The 17,750-nt window shown below is 28.2% G+C and carries 16 protein-coding genes; 7 read left to right on the top strand and 9 right to left on the bottom strand.

Translation table 4 applies throughout. From position 1 onward, the window contains the following. Positions 1-152: 152 nt before the first annotated feature. A complete protein-coding gene (locus EXC28_RS00545; protein WP_029330143.1) occupies positions 153-572 on the top strand; it encodes a hypothetical protein in 420 nt (139 codons plus the stop codon). Between the two features lie 47 nt (positions 573-619). Here EXC28_RS00545 and argS read toward each other — a convergent pair whose 3' ends face one another. Next, positions 620-2,245, bottom strand: a complete 1,626-nt coding sequence (gene argS / locus EXC28_RS05325; RefSeq protein ID WP_029330144.1) for an arginine--tRNA ligase — start codon at positions 2,243-2,245, stop codon at positions 620-622. Positions 2,246-2,309: 64 nt separating this feature from the next. Between argS and EXC28_RS00535 the strand changes: the two genes are divergently transcribed. Together EXC28_RS00535 and rlmB are read left to right on the top strand one after the other, a co-directional pair. Next, positions 2,310-3,512, top strand: coding sequence for a class I tRNA ligase family protein (locus EXC28_RS00535; protein WP_029330145.1), 1,203 nt, complete (start codon positions 2,310-2,312; stop codon positions 3,510-3,512). Further along, positions 3,512-4,198: a 23S rRNA (guanosine(2251)-2'-O)-methyltransferase RlmB gene (gene rlmB, locus EXC28_RS00530; protein WP_029330146.1), complete on the top strand. Its 687-nt coding sequence runs from the start codon at positions 3,512-3,514 to the stop codon at positions 4,196-4,198. Before EXC28_RS00535 ends, rlmB begins: the two co-directional genes overlap by 1 nt. A 17-nt stretch (positions 4,199-4,215) precedes the next feature. On the opposite strand, the gene EXC28_RS05320 is transcribed toward rlmB, so the two are convergent. From EXC28_RS05320 to rpsB, 4 genes are all read right to left on the bottom strand, one after another. Further along, positions 4,216-4,884, bottom strand: coding sequence for a chromate transporter (locus EXC28_RS05320; protein WP_029330148.1), 669 nt, complete (start codon positions 4,882-4,884; stop codon positions 4,216-4,218). After that, the gene (locus EXC28_RS05315; protein ID WP_051622559.1) at positions 4,877-5,536 is read right to left on the bottom strand and encodes a chromate transporter; all 660 of its coding nucleotides are present in this window, start codon (positions 5,534-5,536) and stop codon (positions 4,877-4,879) included. Before EXC28_RS05315 ends, EXC28_RS05320 begins: the two co-directional genes overlap by 8 nt. 99 nt (positions 5,537-5,635) lie before the next feature. Beyond that, positions 5,636-6,517 carry a translation elongation factor Ts gene (gene tsf / locus EXC28_RS00515; RefSeq protein ID WP_029330152.1) on the bottom strand — a complete coding sequence of 294 codons (882 nt, stop codon included), beginning with the start codon at positions 6,515-6,517 and terminating at the stop codon, positions 5,636-5,638. 21 nt (positions 6,518-6,538) lie between these two features. Beyond that, positions 6,539-7,390: a 30S ribosomal protein S2 gene (gene rpsB / locus EXC28_RS00510; RefSeq protein WP_029330153.1), complete on the bottom strand. Its 852-nt coding sequence runs from the start codon at positions 7,388-7,390 to the stop codon at positions 6,539-6,541. A 275-nt stretch (positions 7,391-7,665) separates the two neighbouring features. Between rpsB and lepA the strand changes: the two genes are divergently transcribed. From lepA to EXC28_RS00490, 4 genes are all read left to right on the top strand, one after another. Then, positions 7,666-9,468 (top strand): translation elongation factor 4, encoded by a 1,803-nt coding sequence (gene lepA / locus EXC28_RS00505; RefSeq protein WP_029330155.1) that lies wholly within the window; start codon positions 7,666-7,668, stop codon positions 9,466-9,468. After that, entirely contained in the window at positions 9,468-10,355 is an 888-nt protein-coding gene (locus tag EXC28_RS05310; protein ID WP_029330157.1) for an MSC_0882 family membrane protein, read from the top strand. The genes lepA and EXC28_RS05310 overlap by 1 nt, the downstream gene beginning before the upstream one ends. After that, complete coding sequence (locus tag EXC28_RS00495; RefSeq protein ID WP_029330158.1) at positions 10,355-10,579, top strand: YneF family protein; 225 nt, start codon at positions 10,355-10,357, stop codon at positions 10,577-10,579. Before EXC28_RS05310 ends, EXC28_RS00495 begins: the two co-directional genes overlap by 1 nt. Positions 10,580-10,786: 207 nt before the next feature. After that, positions 10,787-12,745, top strand: a complete 1,959-nt coding sequence (locus tag EXC28_RS00490; RefSeq protein ID WP_084271866.1) for a ribonuclease J — start codon at positions 10,787-10,789, stop codon at positions 12,743-12,745. A gap of 34 nt (positions 12,746-12,779) precedes the next feature. Here EXC28_RS00490 and recO read toward each other — a convergent pair whose 3' ends face one another. Genes recO through EXC28_RS05300 form a run of 4 tightly spaced genes read right to left on the bottom strand, consistent with a single transcriptional unit; the run spans position 12,780 to position 17,740 of the window. Further along, positions 12,780-13,445: a DNA repair protein RecO gene (gene recO, locus EXC28_RS00485; protein ID WP_029330162.1), complete on the bottom strand. Its 666-nt coding sequence runs from the start codon at positions 13,443-13,445 to the stop codon at positions 12,780-12,782. A 59-nt stretch (positions 13,446-13,504) separates the two neighbouring features. After that, complete coding sequence (hinT, locus tag EXC28_RS00480; RefSeq protein WP_029330164.1) at positions 13,505-13,828, bottom strand: histidine triad protein HinT; 324 nt, start codon at positions 13,826-13,828, stop codon at positions 13,505-13,507. A gap of 3 nt (positions 13,829-13,831) precedes the next feature. Beyond that, positions 13,832-15,589 carry a HinT-interacting membrane complex lipoprotein P60 gene (locus EXC28_RS05305; RefSeq protein ID WP_051622560.1) on the bottom strand — a complete coding sequence of 586 codons (1,758 nt, stop codon included), beginning with the start codon at positions 15,587-15,589 and terminating at the stop codon, positions 13,832-13,834. Beyond that, positions 15,590-17,740, bottom strand: a complete 2,151-nt coding sequence (locus EXC28_RS05300) for a HinT-interacting membrane complex protein P80 (protein WP_029330168.1) — start codon at positions 17,738-17,740, stop codon at positions 15,590-15,592. It lies immediately after the preceding gene. Between the last annotated feature and the right edge of the window lie 10 nt (positions 17,741-17,750).

Genomic DNA, 17,750 nt, shown 5'->3' with positions numbered 1-17,750 from the left:
ACAGAAGAAAAAAGACCAAATCTGTTTTTTTTTTTTTTTGTTAGACTTAAATTTTGGGTACATTGTACTTAATTGAGTATTGTATTAATAAATATCAAATATTGTTTATAACACTGAACATATATAAACATACATTTAAGGAAAATGAATATATGAATAAAACAAAATCTAAAACTTCAAAATCTAAATTTTATGCTAAATTAGCAATTATTTTCTTGTTAATCCTTTTGTCAAATGTAATTTTAATACCAATAATTTTTAGAATCGGTGCTGCTTTTGTGTCTTCAACACATAAAAATCCCGCACCCATAGGAATGGGTGCTATAACCTTTATGGTATTATTGGGTAGTCTCGGTATTGCATGTTTAATTCTTTTCTATGTTTTCGCTGGATTAGCTGCATTCCTAACTACAAATATGACTGCAAAATTAGTAACATTTATTGGTTGCATAACAATGCCTATTTTTGGAATTATTGGATTAGCATTCATTATGAAAGAAAACAGAGATGTTATTATTCCTACACCAGAAAAAAGCAATCAAGAAAATACATCTGTTTCAAATAAAGAATAACTTAAATATTGCAATATAAAAGGAGCATTCAATGCTCCATTTTTACATTACATTTTTTCAGGAATATCTAAATCCATTAAATTCATTCCGTTTGCTAAAACTATTTTTGTTGCCTTGACTAAAGCTATATAACTTTCTTCATGTTCTGTTCCTAAAACCTTAACATTTGAATAGAATGAATTAAACGTTCCAGCTAGTTTTAAAAGATATTGAGGTAGTAGATTTACTTTGTATGTTTTAGCCATTGTTTGAATTAATTCAGGATATTCTTTTAATTCATTAACAAGTTTTTGTGCATATTCATCATCTAATGATTTTGCCTTTACTGAAGAATATCCAGCTTTATCTAACATTTGTGCACAACGAGCATGTGCATATTTAATGATAAACATTGGGTTTGTTTCATTTGCTTCAGTTACTTTCTTAACATCAAAGTCAATCTTTGAATTGTATGATCTGTCAATTAAGAAATATCTAACCGCATCTTTTCCAACTAATTCAAGTAATTCTCTTAAAGTAAATGATGTACCTAAACGTTTAGACATTTTAATTTCAACACCATCTTTAACAATTCTTAACAATTGGAATAAAATCATTTCAATTTGATCTCTTCTGTATCCTAAATCTTCAAATGAGAACTTCACACGTTCTACATAACCCGAGTGGTCAGCTCCTCAAATATCAATGATTTTTCCTTTTTCTTTATCGCCTAATGCTTCAAATTTCTTTGCGTGGTAAGCAATATCTGCACATAGATATGTTGAATCACCGTTTGATTTAATAATAACTCTATCTTTGTCATCTTTGCCACCTGTTGTGGTTGCTAATCAAACAGCTCCGTCTTTTTTGTATGTGGTTTTCAATTTATGAATGTATGGTCATACTTCATTTTTTTCATATGCTTCTTTTTCTGATGAATATAAATCCATTCATACACCGAAGCTTTTTAAATCTTTTTTAATATTTTCTAATGCAATTTCACGTCCGAATTCTTTAAATAAAACTTCTATTTCTTTAGTGAATTCTACATTTTTGTATTGATCATTATATTTTTCATAAAATGCTTTAGCAAAATGAATAACATCTCCACCACGATATGCATCTTCTGGCATTTCATATGATGGATTGAAAATTTGTTGATATCTAGCAAAAATTGAAATGGCTAGATTATGCATTTGATTTCCGTAATCATTTACTAAATATTCACGCACAACCCGGTGTCCAGCTTTTTCCATAACATTGCATAATGTTGCTCCAATTGCAGCATTTCTTGCATGTCCAATGTGTAAAAATCCTGTTGGGTTAGCTGAGACGAACTCAATATTAACTGCTCCTTTATCCTTTTGTAATACTTCGCCATAGTGTTCACCTTGGGCGATGATTGAGTTTACTGTATCAACTAAAACAGAATCTGAAACTCAGAAGTTGATAAAACCTGGTTCAGCAACTTGAATTTCACTAATTGCAGTATATTTTTTTAAATCAATATTTTTAACTAAATCATTTGCAATTTCCATTGCTTTTTTACCTAAATCTTTTTGTAAAGTTAAAGGTAAATTGGTTGAATAATCACCATAGTTTTTAGATTCGGTTAAAATAACTGCTTTATTGATGTTTAATTTTTTTAACGCTTCTTCTAGTGAAGCAATAATAATATCTTTGGTTGTGTTCATAGTTATAATTATAACTAAAAAAAATAAATTCAGATAGCAGTTAAACATATATAATATAAACCATATGAAAAAATATTATTTATGTGGCCCAACTGTTTATAACTATCCTCACATTGGCAATATTCGTCCAACTGTGACTTTTGATTTAATGATTAGAGCACAAAGATATTTAGGTGAAAATGTGTATTACTTGCACAACATCACTGATATTGATGACAAAATTATTAAAAGAGCCATTGAGGAAAATAAAACAGAAAAAGAAATTGCTTCATTTTATGAACAATATTATTGAGATATCTTTAAACAATTCAATCTAGAACTGCCAACAAAAGCTGTTAGAGTAACTGATTCTTTAAATGAAATGTATGAATACATTCAAGCATTAATTGACAAAGGAGCCGCTTATCAAAAGGGTGTCAATGTTTTCTTTGACGTAGAAAAATATAAAAACGTATATGGTTCAATTAGTGGTCAAAAATTAGATAACCTAAATTACGACAACGATAAGTTTGATAAAAAAAATCCTTCTGATTTCGCTTTATGAAAAGATACAAATGAAGGTGTTAAATACAATAGTCCATTTGGTTTAGGAAGACCTGGTTGACATACAGAATGTAGCTGTTTTATTAACAAATATTTCAATGGTGAAACATTAGATTACCACGGTGGTGGTTTAGATTTAATTTTCCCTCACCATGAAAATGAAAACATTCAACATTACGCACTACACAATGCTCCAATTTCTAAAGGTTGATTACATTTTGGAACAATTAATTACAAAGACCAAAAAATGTCTAAATCAATTGGTAACCTAATTTTTCCACACACATTTTTAGAAAAATATGACCCAGAAACATACAAATTAATGATTCTAACTACTAACTATGCAAAACCAATTAATATCACTGATCAATTATTTGATACAAACCAAAAATTAGTTAATAAATTTAAGAATTTATGAAACAAATATCAATTAGAAGAAAAACAATTCACTGTTGATTTAGATGTTGTTAAAACAATTATGCAATTAGTTGCTAATCTAGAATTTGCAAATGCTTATAAAGAAATCTTTACTTTAACTAAAGATGAAAACAATCTAAATACATTTTTCTATATTTTAAGAAACTTAGGTTTTGCTTTTTTAGATCAATATGTATCTAAAAACGATATTGAAACATATAAGCAATGAAAACAAGCAGTAGCTGATAAAAATTATGAATTAAGTGATGAACTAAGAGCACAATTACAAGAAAGAAAATTAATCTAATGAAACAATATATTTTTGGTAAAAATTCAGTTCTAGATGCTATTAAAAACAATTTTCCTATTAAAACTTTATATATACAAAACAATCTTCAAGATAAAAAAATCAATTTCCCTAAAATTAAATATCTATCATATTTTGAATTAAATAATTTAGTTAAAGGTAATCATCAAGGGTACATTGCTGAAATTGAAGACTACCAATATCATGATATTGGTGTTATATTGAAAGATAAACCCGAAAACGTTTTAATTCTTGATCATATTCAAGATCCGCAAAACTTCGGAGCAATCATTCGTTCAGCTAATGTCTTTGGAATTAACCATATTATTATTCCTAAAAATCGTGCTTGTGAAGTTACACCTACTGTACTAAAAACGTCATCAGGTGGATTCAATAATGTCAAAATTATTAAAATCGCAAGTTTATTTGAAGCAATTGATTATTTAAAGAAAAATGGTTTTTGAATTTATGCAACAGCACTAAACAATCAAGCTAAAAAACTACATCAAATTTCATTTGCTAAACCAACCTGTTTAATTGTTGGTAATGAAGAATCTGGCGTTTCAAATACCTTAATTAAACATGCCGATGAAGTAATATACATTGAACAATTTGGTTTAGTTCAATCATTGAATGTATCTGTTGCTTCTGGAATAGCAATGTATGAATTAACAAAGAAAAAATAGTCAACACAAAAGATTGACTATTTTATTCATGGTTGGAAAACTAAAAATGTTAATTGTAAATTAATAATTATAATTGCTCAAATTGGTACTTTCTTTCAACTTGCTATTGAACTAAATGTGATTCCTAATGGAACTCAAACATATAATGCAATTGCTCTTCAACCACTAAAGAAAGCAACCTTTGAACTATTTTCTTTTTCAATAATTCCCATATATTGTTTAGCTGATTCATTAAACATAATATAAGGAAACATTGTTGATAATATTAACTGAAAAACTAATGCTGCAATTATTCCGGCAACAACCGGATTCATAATCATAAACAATCTCTTTAAAACAACATTGTTTTGAATTTTATTAACTTTTTTCATACTAAAATGCATAACAATAATTGGTGGAATTACAAAGACAAGAAATGTTAAAAACATCGCTATATAACCTCACCACTCACCTTTTGCAACAATAAAACCAGTGATTAATCCAAATTTAGTTGAAATAACACCAGGTGTAGCATTTGAAACGGAAAATATATTGTCAATTAATTCTTGGTTTATACCACATTGAAATAAACTATCTAGCAATTTTCACATTCATTGGAAAACAGGCATAAACACTTGTCCTCCACCGAATATAGCCAATGAAATAAAAATCAATAACGGGATTGATAAAAGCAATGCACTAATCATGTTTATCACCACTATTTGTATTTTCATTAACATTCTCTTGTTTATATATCTGTTGTTCTAATTCCATTCTTTTCTTATGTTTTTTCTTAATGGAAACAACAATGAAGAAAATCGCAATAATGCTTAGCATAATAAATACTGGCATATTATATGGAGTTGGAATAAATAAACTAAATAGTAAAGTAATTAAAAATAAACTGAATCACAAAGTAAAACCTAATGGTTTAAAACTCTTTTTTAAATACCTAATTGCAAAATTAATTAACAATCCAATAATTGTAACTAAAATTCCTAAAGCAATAACATATAGATATTCCTTGGGAATATATTTTGTTAATAAAAGTAATCCAAAAGCTAATAAACAATGTGGTAATATTGCTATTATTGTCGCAATCATTCCTTTTCAAAAACCTAATAGTTTTATCGCAATATAACTCAATGCTTCAATAACAGAAGCACCAGGTAACATATTAGTAATAATTACAACATGGTCAAATTCCTCTTCTGTTAATCATTGCCTTTTATCAACGGCTTGTTTTTTAATAACTGGCATTATTGCATTGCCACCACCAAAACCAACAAATGTCGTCAAGATAATAAATCAAATGACTTGTCAAAATATAAAACGTTTTTTATTGTTTGCTTTTTTCATAATTACTATTATAGTTATATTGAAATAATATTGCTCAAAACAATGAATTTTTATGAAATAAAATTAGCCCATTAATTTAAAATGGACTAATTTTTAAAATTATTTTTGGTTCATTTGTTCAGCAACTTCAGCTGCGAAGTCAACTGTTTTCTTTTCAATACCTTCACCTAATTCATAACGTTTTGCATCAAGTAATTCTAAATGAGAATTTTCTAGGAATTTAGCAACAGTAATTGATTCATCCATAACAAAGTTTTGGTATAGTAGAACTCCTCTTTCGTTGAATTCTTTTCTTAACATACCTGATTTAATTGATTCTTTAATTTTATCTGGTTTGTTAGCTAAAGCAGGTGATGCATCAATTGTTTCGTGAATTTCTTTTAATTCTTCTGCTGATAAACATGTTTCAAATAAATGAGCAGGGTTTAAAGCTGCAACGTGCATTGCTAATTGTCTTAAAGCTTCAGCGTTTGAACCTTTAGCTTTTAAAATAACTGCAATTCTGTTGTTTGCGTGTGTATAACCAGCAACAACTTCATCTTCTGATGCGACATATTTTTCAACTCTTCTTAAAGCAATTTTTTCACCAATTTTAGCAGTTAAATCTGCACAATGTTCTTCAATGGTTAAATCACCAATTTTTAATGCATTAATTTCTTCAATTGATGAAAATGATGATGCAACTAATTTTTCTTGTACTTTATCAGCAAATTCTTGGAATAAAGCGTTTTTAGCAACGAAGTCTGTTTCTGAGTTTAACTCAAATAAAACAGCAGTATTTCCACTAATGAATGATCTTGTAACACCTTCAGCTGCAATTCTTGAAGATTTTTTAGCAGCTTTAATAATTCCTTTTTCTTGTAATCATTTAATTGATGCTTCAATATCGTTGTTGTTTTCTTCTAAAGCGTTTTTACAATCTAGGAATCCTGAGTTTGTTCTTTCTCTTAATTCTCTAACTTTATTTAAATCAATAGCCATGTGATACTCCTTGAATTTTAATTAATTGTTTTCTGATGTTTCTTTGTTATATTTTGGTGATTGTGGTTTTTCTTTTTTAGGTTCTTCTGGTAAAACAATTTCATCATTTGGTTTGTATGCGAATAATTGTTTTTCACCTTTAGCTGCACAAATTGCGTCAGCTAGAATTGTTGTAATTAATGTAATTGATTTAACTGAATCATCATTTGCTGGAATGATAATATCTACTAAATCTGGATCTGAGTTTGAATCTTGAATACCAATAATTTTGATACCTTTTTTCTTAGCTTCTCTTAAAGCGATTTCATCTTCCATTGGAGAAGCAGAGATCATAACTTGTGGTGCAACAGCTTTATCTGCTAGAGATCTAATTCCACCTAAGTTCTTTTGTAATTTAGCAATTTTCTTGTCAAATAATAGACCTTCTTTTTTAGTGTAACCTACATAACCATTTTTTTGTAGTTCTTCTAATCTGTCTAGTTCTCTTACTGATCTGAAAATTGTTTGTGAGTTAGTTAATGTTCCACCTAATCAACGTTCTGAAACATATACTGAATTTGTTCTGTGAGCAGCTTCTTCAATTGCTTTTTTAGCTTGTTTTTTTGTTCCTACTCAAATGAATGAAACTTGTTTTTGAGCCATTTTATTTAATAGCTTGTATGAGTATTCTAATGATCTTTGAGTTGCAGCGATATCTAGAATGTGAATTCCCATTCTTTTACCTCAAATGTATTTTTTCATTTTTGGGTTTCATTGGCTAACTCTGTGACCAAAGTATGTACCAGCTTCTAATAATTTGTCTCTTGAAATGATTTCTTGTTCGGTTGAAACTTTAGCTTCAACTTCTTTGTTTTTAATTTCTTTTTCTGACATTTTTTTATTTCCTTAATTTTTGTTTTGTTTTACTTCTTATTGCTTCGAACGACACACATCATATTTGACACTAGTAGTCGAATCCACAATAATGTTTGATCAATTATTTATTTGTTTGATGGACAAAATACATAAAATGTATGTGCTTATTTTACCACAATTTAGACTATTCTATTTTTAAATTAAAAACTAATGGCATTTTTTGACATTTTTTTAGCTATAAAATCACTAATTTTATTTAGTTTTTTGAATAAATTAAATATAATTTTTTAAATATGACTAATTCAAAGATAAGAAATTTTGCAATTATAGCTCACATCGATCACGGTAAAAGTACCCTTGCTGATCGTATTTTAGAATTCACTAACACAATTTCAAAACGTGAAGCTCGTCCTCAAATTCTTGACACAATGGATTTAGAACAAGAACGTGGAATAACAATTAAATTAAATGCAATCCAAATTCAATATCAAGATTATTTATTCCACTTAATTGATACTCCGGGACATGTCGATTTTACATATGAAGTATCACGTAGTTTAGCAGCCTGTGAAGGGGCATTATTATTAGTTGATGCAACTCAAGGAATTCAAGCGCAAACTCTTGCTAACGTATATTTAGCAATGGAACACAACCTTGAAATAATTCCAATTATTAACAAATGCGACCTTCCTAGCGCTGATCCTGAACGCGTTAAAAAAGAAATTGAAGATATCATTGGAATTGATGCAAGTGAGGCAATTGAAATATCAGCAAAAACAGGTTTAAACATTGATAAAGTTGTTGATGCAATTATTAAAAAAATCCCTGCCCCAAAAGAAGCAGATACAACTAAACCACTAGAAGCTTTAATTTTTGATAGTTATTTTGATAACTATCGTGGTGTTGTTGTTTTAACAAGAGTTTTCAATGGTGAAGTCAAAGTTGGTGATGAAATTCTATTTATGCAAACTAAAAAGAAATATTTTGTTACAGAACTTGGTGTTAAACATCCTACTGAAGAAAAACGTGATTCATTACAAGCAGGTGAGGTTGGTTGAATTGCAGCATCAATTCGTGATGTAAAGGATGTTGCTGTTGGTGATACCATTACTCTTGTAAATAATCCAGTAATGTATCCATTACCCGGTTATAAAAAATTAAAACCTGTGGTTTATACAGGATTCTATCCAGTGGATACTCGTGATTATAATGACCTAAAAGATGCATTGGAAAAAATTTCACTATCTGATTCATCAATCGTTTGAGAACCAGAAACTTCAAAAGCTTTAGGATTTGGTTTTAGAATTGGTTTTCTTGGATTACTGCATATGGATGTTTTACAAGAAAGACTGGAAAGAGAATTTAATTTAGATATCATTGCAACTGCTCCATCTGTTGAATTTGTTATCACATTAACCAATGGTGATGTTCAATACATTACTAACCCTTCTTTATTTCCTGATCGTAGTTTAGTTAAAACCATTGAAGAGCCCCATATTAGAGCTTCAATATTTCTAACTGATGAATACATTGGTGCAATAATGGAATTGTGTCAACAAAAACGCGGTCAATATATTGATATTGAATACCTAGATAATTATCGTCGTAAATTAATATACGATCTTCCTTTAAACGAAACAATCTTTGATTTCTTCGATTTAATGAAATCATACTCAAAAGGTTACGCTTCATTTGAATATGATTTTATCGGTTTAAAAGAAAGTGATTTAGTTAAAGTTGATATTCTATTAAATGGTGAAAAAGTTGATGCGCTAGCAATGATTACTCACCGCGATAGTGCATATGCAAAAAGCCGTGATTTAACCGAAAAATTAAAAGAAGTTATTCCAAGACAAAACTTTGAAATCCCCGTACAAGCTGCTATTGGTGGTAAAATAATAGCAAGAGAAACGGTTAAAGCATATCGTAAAGATGTTACTGCAAAATTATATGGTGGAGACGTTACTAGACGTCAAAAACTATTGAAAAAACAAAAAATTGGTAAGAAAAGAATGAAATCAATTGGAACTGTTGAAGTCCCACAAGAAGCCTTTCTTGCAATCTTGAAAACAGATACATCTAAAGGGGATAAATAATGAATATCAAACCAATTATTACTGGAACAAATAAGGTAAAAAGCGATGGAATGCAAAATTCAGAAATTAATAACATGATTAATTATGAAACAATGCAAACCCAAGCTTTAACTTCTCAAAGTATTAAATTAAAAGATCCTCAAGGAGTTATTCCCAACGGAATATATAAAGTATTTGATCTAGAAAGAAAAATTAAAGCTTTCATGTTATGCATTGAATTAATCTTTATCTTAACTGCAACTATTACTGCTTTAATAATTGGATTTAAACCACAATGGTTTCAAAACGAAATTGAAAAAGCTCCCTGAACTTGATTTATCTTACCGATTTTAGTTGGTGCTGTTGCAATAATTACTTTTACCTTTGATTTAATTGATATTATTGGTGTTAAAAGAAGTGTAGCTAATTACCGTGAATCAATCAAAAGCGGTATATCTACTACCCCACCATTTATTGGACTATTGTATCAAAAACTACTATTAAAACAAGTGAGAAGAACTTGATTAACTGTTGCAATATTATTCTATGTTGGTTTATTTACTATTATATTATGAGCATTGCAAAATCAAAAATGGGGCGAATTAGATTGAAAAACATGAATTCATAAATCTTTCCCCAACCCTAATTTAGTAGTTTATATCCTTTGTGGTATAATGGGAATGGTTTTATTATTGTTTATAATAAACACTATTATTAGAAAAAAAAGAATGGTCGACATTCAAGCGTTTTTTGGAAATGATGCTTTAGATTACAACAAAATGCAAGAAATGAAATCAAAAAGTCATTGAACATGAGCGAAAGTTTTCTTTATCAGCATATTAGTAATCTTAATTATTCCATTTATTATATACATCTTAATTAAGAAATTAGGAAGAGGAGGAAAATAATGCCAGGTTGAGGAATTGCTATTTGTGTAGTATTACCAATCATTGCAGCAATTGCTGGATTTATTGGGGGAATATTCTTTACTAAAAAGAAATTTACAAAAGAATTAAAGGAAAACCCACCAATTACTGAACAACAAATTAGAATTATGTTCCAACAAATGGGACGTAAAGCGTCTGAAGCTCAAATTAAACAAGTAATGAGACAAATGAAGAATGCTAAATAATTTTTAAATAACATCGCAACATAACGCGGTGTTATTTTTTTAAAAAACAAGGATTATTAATATAAAAGAAACAATTAAGTTATTTAAAAAGAACACTTAATTTCAAATTTAATTTATTATTTTTAGTTTTTAATGTTGTAAAATAATACTAATACAAATTATATTTGTTGCTTTTTTTCATTTTAATAATTAGGAGGAATATATCAAATGACACCAACAAAAATTTTCGGTTTAGGCGGAATGCAAGAAATTGGAAAAAGTACATTAATTATTGAACATGGTAATCATATTTTCATTATAGACACAGGGATTAAATTTTGCGATACATTCACAACTGGAATCAATGGTTCAATTCCTGACTATACTTATTTGAAAGATAATCAAGATAAAATTGAAGGACTATTTATAACTCACGGACATGAAGATCATATTGGTGGTGTTCCATATTTAGTTCAACAAGTTGATGTAAAAAGAATTTTCGCCCCTAGAATTGCAATTCAATATCTAAAACTTAAATTCGATAACATGAAAATTAAAACCAAAATTGAATTTATCGAAATTGAAAAAGATTTAGTAGCAACTTTTGATGATTGTTCTGTTGATTTCTGAACCGCGCAACACTCAATACCCGATGCATTTGGCATTAGAGTTTCAACTCCTAATGGTAAATTAATGATGACAGGTGATTTTAGATTTGACTATACACCTATTGGTAATTTAACTGACTTTAATCGCTTAAAAGAAATTGGCGATCAAGGTCTTGATGTACTATTTTCTGATTCAACAAACGCTATGCGACCAAACCACTCTCCTTCTGAAAGTGATATTCTAGAAGATATTGGTAAATACATGAAAGAAGCAACTGGAAAAATAATTATTACTTTATTTGCCTCTAACCTAACTAGAATTAAAGCAATTATTGAATTAGCGGCACAAATGGGTAAAAAAGTTGTTGCATTTGGTCGTTCAATGATTGATGGGATTGACATTGGTACTAAACTAGGTTATATTAACGTTGCTAACGATATTATTATTGATAAAAAAGCAATCAGTAAGTATGGTGAAAATGAATTAGTTATTCTAACAACTGGTTCTCAAGGTGAAGAACTTGCTGGACTTGCTAAAATGTCATACGGAAAACACCCATATGTAACAATTAAAAACAATGACATGATTATCTTTTCTTCATCACCAATTCCAGGTAATAGATCAAAAATTGAATTATTGGTTAATAGATTATATAAATATGGAGCTATTATTAAAGAAAATGGTGTTGATGGATATCTTCATACATCAGGTCATGCTTACATGGATGAACATCGTAAAATATTTGAATTAACTAAACCGAAATATTTTATGCCATACCATGGTGAATATAGAATGAGCGTTGTTCATGGACATACCGCTGTTGAAAGTGGTGTAAATCCTGACAATATTTTGGTTGCCAAATTAGGCGATGTATATCATTTAGTAGATCATAAAGTTTATCTATCTGATGAAAAAGTATATTTCGGACCTGTATTTATTGATGGTAATATATTATCTAAAACTAATGCAAACATCATGAAAGAAAGAATGGAGTTAGGCCAAAATGGTTTCCTTCATGCAATCATTGCGATTAATAAGCAAAAAAATGTTATTCTAGGAAAACCAAGAATTGTATCTAGAGGGGCTTTCTTTGTAAAAAACTCATTACATTTAATTGAAGAAGCTAAAAGAATTATTCATGGTGCAATTTTATACGTAATTAAAAACACAAATGATTGAACAGTTCCGCAATTGAAACAATTAATGATTGATAGATTAGCTCCTTTCTTTTATAAAAATAAAAGAAGAAATGTAGTTATTCTACCGACGATATTATTTACCGACCATCACAAAGCTAAAATTGATGATAACCCAGAATTAGATGAATTTGGCGATTTAATGCTTGAATATAATTTAGAACAAGAATTGAAAAATCATCCCGAAAAGAAAAAAGAAATTCTTGCTAAATTAAAAGAAATGAAGAGCAAAAAAGTTAAAAAATCTTCTTCAAAAGAAGTGATTAAAAAAGAAAGAAAAACTTCTGCTAACAAAACTTTAACTGAATCAGACAACAAAGCTGATACTAAAAAGAAAGTTAAAAGAGTTAAAAAAGAAGTTATTGTAAAAGAAGATGAATAATTTAAAAATCCGCAAATTATTGACATGCGGATTTTTAAATTAATTCAGTTAAATATTCAATAATTAACTTAAAAATAGTTTTATTGTCTTCATGACTAACATTAGAAGCATATAATTCAAAAGTTTTATCTAAATAAAAAAGGCTTTTTAATATGCCAACATTCATAATTGGTTGATTAATTGCGTGTTTTTGACACAAATAACCACCTTTATATAACGCAAAAGAAACAATGTCTTCAGTTTTATTGCATTCAACGCAACCATTTAAGTAAGGGTTAATACCTTCTGCTTGTAAGATTTTAAATAATAGAAAAGTATAAATTTTATAATCCTTATTAGTTTTTCAATATTTATTTAATTCAATATATCATTCAATTAATAATTCACAGTTTTCAGATTTAATTAAGTTAAATCAATGCAACAATTGAGTTTGAATATTCAATAAATTGGAATCATACGGGAATTGTTTTATCAATGTCGCTCTTTTTAGACGATGATTAAATTGATTATCCTTTGGAATAAATATTTCAAAATTAGAAACATCTAATAGATTTAAAGCATTTCTATTTTTTGATTCAGGTTTATTAACTCCTTTACAATATAAATCCACGATACCTTCTTTGCTTAAAACCTTAACAAAGGCATCATATTCATGTATTGCAGTTTTTTTAATAACAATTCCTGTGATTTCTTTTTCCATAAATTAGTATTATATATTGAAAAATAAAAAGACTATCTGAATTGATAGCCTTTATTTTGTTATTCATAGAAGGGAATAATATGAACATGTGTTCTAAAAATTACTTGACCAGCTGATTCATTGTTATTAATTAATAACTTAAATCCGGTTGCATTCAATTTTTTAGTTACTTCAAGTGCAATTGATCTAGCTTTTGTAATTAAATATACTAAATCTTCTTCTTCAATATCGTATAGATTTTCTGAAAATGTTTTTGAAACAACTAGAAAATGACCTTTGTTCATTGGTTTAATGTCATTGAATGCAATTACATCTGCATCTTCATAAATGATTGTTGCAGGAATTTCACGATCAATAATTCTCTGAAATGTATCTTTTTCCATATCTTATAATAATCCTTCTAATTTTAATTTTTTAGCAATGCTTGTATTCATTTTACTTTCATCCATTTTGAAACCAAGTTCTTTGAAATAAGCGTTTGCTTTTTTGAATAAATCGTTTGTATCTAAAAAGATAATGTGATTTGCAATAATTTTTTGTTGTGTTTCATTATCTCAAGGAGTGTTTTTAAAGTTAAATGCTTTTTTTGTTTCATCTGTGCTATTAGCTTTGTTGTCACTAAATTCTAATGTTGGATCTTCGTTTAATAAAGGGACAATCTTAACAACATATTTAGGGTTAAACATTTTTGATGTATTGTCTAAAGCGTTTACATAATCTCTATATAGATTTAAGTTGTATTCTTTAGCAGTGATTTCGTTTTCTAAATTATTTAAAGTTGATTTATATACTAGATGTTGGCGTTTTTCTAATTCTTTAACAGAAACATGAACTGTAATTTCTATATCTCTTGTTTTATCTAAATTGCTTAATACACTAGTGATTTCAAATAACATATGATATGTTTTTTGATCTAATGTAACTTCTTTTTGATAAATTGTTTTCTTTGGGTCCTCTACTTTAGTTAAACCAGTTAATTCAATGTCAGCTGGAGATAATGTTTTAGCTTTGTTTTCATTAATTTCAGCCTTCTTTAAATCAGAGATTTTAGCTAAAGGAGCTCTTAATTCTTGTTTTAATAATTTAGCAAAGGTAAATGAATCTTGTGAATATACCTTTTTGCTGTTAGCATCAACGAATCCATAAATTGGTGATTCTTGAGATTTTAAACTATATATATCAGTTGCTAATTCAGCAACACTACCCGTAGCTTTAGAAATTCCTTTATAGCTTCTTAATGTTGTTAAATCGATATTTTCATTTGCACCAGTTGCAACTAGTAATTCTGGATGTTTAGCAACTTCATTTACTTTATATAAAGGTTTATTGGCTGGGTTATATTCAGCTAAACGGTTGTAATCATCTGCTGTTCTAATTTCACCTTGTTTTCAACGTAAGTTCATATCACGACTATCATTGAATTCTCATGTTTGAATTAATGGATTGTCTAATAGGTATTTAATTAAATGTAAGGTATTTTCTTTAGCATTTAAATGTTTAAATAAAATCTTTTCACGTTCAGGTGTTTTATCTTCATCAATTACGATTTTAGCTTGTTGTTTATCTAACCCATTTTCGTTATTAGCTAAAGCTCTTAATTCTTCTCTATCTTTTAATAAATAATTTCTAACTAATAATAATTTTTGAATTTCATATCTTAAGTTATCCATTAAAACGTTTGAGTTGTTCATAATGAATAGAAATTCATCTTCATTTGGAGCAACAAAAGGTGCTGGGTTGTAGTTTTCTACATCGATTTTAGCTTCAATAAATGTATTTCTTAAATTACTGAAGAATTGAGGGTTGTTTTCAATTTGTCTATCAGCATAGATTTTGAAAATTTCATATAAGTCTTTATATAATTGCGAATTTTTATTACTATACAATGAAGCGATTTTATCTTGTTTTTCACCTTCATTATTTGTTGATAAATTAGCTGTTAAGTCATTTGCATAAAAAGTTTGTAGATATGTATTGGTTAAAGTTACTAATACATGATTGAAAGTTAATTTTTCGTTAATAATTCTTTCTTGTTCAGCACGTTTAGTAATTACTTCTTTATTATCGCAAGCACTAGCAATCACTGGAGTTGCTAAAAGAGGTAATGAAACTAATGGAAATGTTCAAAATAATTTCTTTTTCATTTATTCCCCTTTCTCTTTTTTCTCAATGAATTTCTTTAATTGTTCAAAGAAGTAAGTATCTAATTTTTGATCTTCATGTCCTCTGATTACAAATTGTTTTGTATCAGGTTTGTAGATAAAGTCAGCATTGAAATTCTTTTCAATTTCTGAATCAATGTATTCACGAATTTTCTTAGCTTTATCTCTTAATTCTTGACCAAGTGCTGCTTGTTGTAAGATATCGTAATATTTAATTGCTTTTTGTACATCTTCATCGCTGAAAGCAACTTTAACATCTTTTTGATATTGTGTATATTGTTTGGTTTTTAGATATGCAATGAAGTCATCTTTATGTAATAAATCATTAACCTTATAGTTTTCAGTTAGGATTTCTTTAAACATATTTGGTAGATCGAATAATGGTTGGTTAAATCCATCAGAAATATTTGCTTTTGATTGAATAGCTAAATCTCTTTTAATTAAACGGTTAGAAACTTCTAAAGAATCAAGTTTATACACGTTTTTAATATTGATACCTGAATCTGAAACGATTACAAAGTTTTTATCCACTTTAATTACTGTTGCGTATTTATATTTATCAAATTCATTTGTTTCGCTTGAATTGAAAGCGAATGCATCTCTAAATGCTTCTCCTGCGATTTTATCAAAATCTTTTGCTTCAAGTTCGTTAATGAACTTCTTAATTTTTTCATTAATTTCTGAATATTTATATGTGTAATCACCATTGGTTTCAATTTCAATTGGTTCTGTTTTAGCTAACATTTCTTTTAATTCGGCATTACTTTCAAATAGAGCAAGTAATTTAGTTCTTAAATCACTAAATAATGTAGCTTTTTCGTCATATTTATAGAATCCAGAACCACTTTGAGTAACATCACCGTTTAAAATTGAAACAATTGGCATTGCAGCTTTAGGTTCTGAACTACTAATTAATGATTTTGCGTTTTTAAATCCATCAGCTCCGTATTTAGAAGCGTTTGAAGCGTTTGATGAAACATTAGTAATTGCGATCTTATCGTTTTTAGCTTGTTTTTCTTGTTCTGCAGTTAATGTATCACTACTAATTAATGAAGTTAACCCCATGAATTTAGCTAAACGATCGATACCCAATTCAATTGAAACATGTGAATCATCTTTTTCATATGTTGAATATGTAAATAATTTAATGATTTCATCTTTTGAAACAACTCAAGGTTTTTCTTTTGAACTATTCGGTTTTGCAGATAATGTTAAATCTGATGAAATAAATTGTTGTTGTTTAATTCATTCATTAATATATTTCTTTGGATTTTTTTCTTCAAAAATAAATGATTTAGTTACAAACAATGGAACTTTAAATTCATCTGGTTTATTAACTTTTAATTCAGGGTCACTTTCGCTTGGTAAAACATAGTTTTCATTTTCAATAGCAAAAGGTAGGGGAATATGATCTCCTTTTTTGTATAGTTCAACCTTTTTACCATCAATTGTGTAATAAACATCTGCATTAGCAACGATATAACCTTGTTTTAACTCAGTATATGTAAAATCTTGATTGATTTCTAGTTCATATCTACGGTAAGCATTTGCTTCCATTCTTTTAATAACTTTATATTCAATTGCTTCTTCTTTTGATTTAGCATTTCCGTATTCAGGTTTGGCTAATTCAAATAAGAATTTTTCTTCTCATTTTTTATCAAAACCAAATTGTTCTTTATAACGAGTTTCTAAGTCGTTAATTTTCTTTGTTTCTTCTGATTTTAAAGTTTCTTTTGATGGAAGTGCAATTGTACGGAAATCATTAATTTTATCCGCTTTGTAAATTGCTTCATATTTTAAAGATGCTTCATATTCTTTATTGTATAGATATTCAGTAATATGATTTTTGATTTGATCTGCAATATATTTATTTTCATTAACAGTTTTATCTAATTTAGTAATTTCTTCAAATGGAATCTTTGTAATTGAACCATCTGGATTAGTGATTTCAATTATACTTTCATTACTTTCAATTACCGGTAATGGTTTTGGTAATTTTTTATGTGCTTGAATAACAGGGATTGTAACACCAGCTGCTAAAGCGCCTGATAATACAGTTCCTCAAAATGCACCTCATAAAATTTTCGTTCTACGTGATTTTTTTTCAGTAGTTAGATTTTTTTTATCAGCCATTATTTTCCTT

This window comes from Metamycoplasma cloacale (genome assembly GCF_900660735.1).
In the GTDB taxonomy this organism is placed as follows: Bacteria; Bacillota_I; Bacilli_A; order Mycoplasmatales; family Metamycoplasmataceae; genus Metamycoplasma; species Metamycoplasma cloacale.
This window is presented reverse-complemented; position numbering and strand designations above follow the sequence as displayed.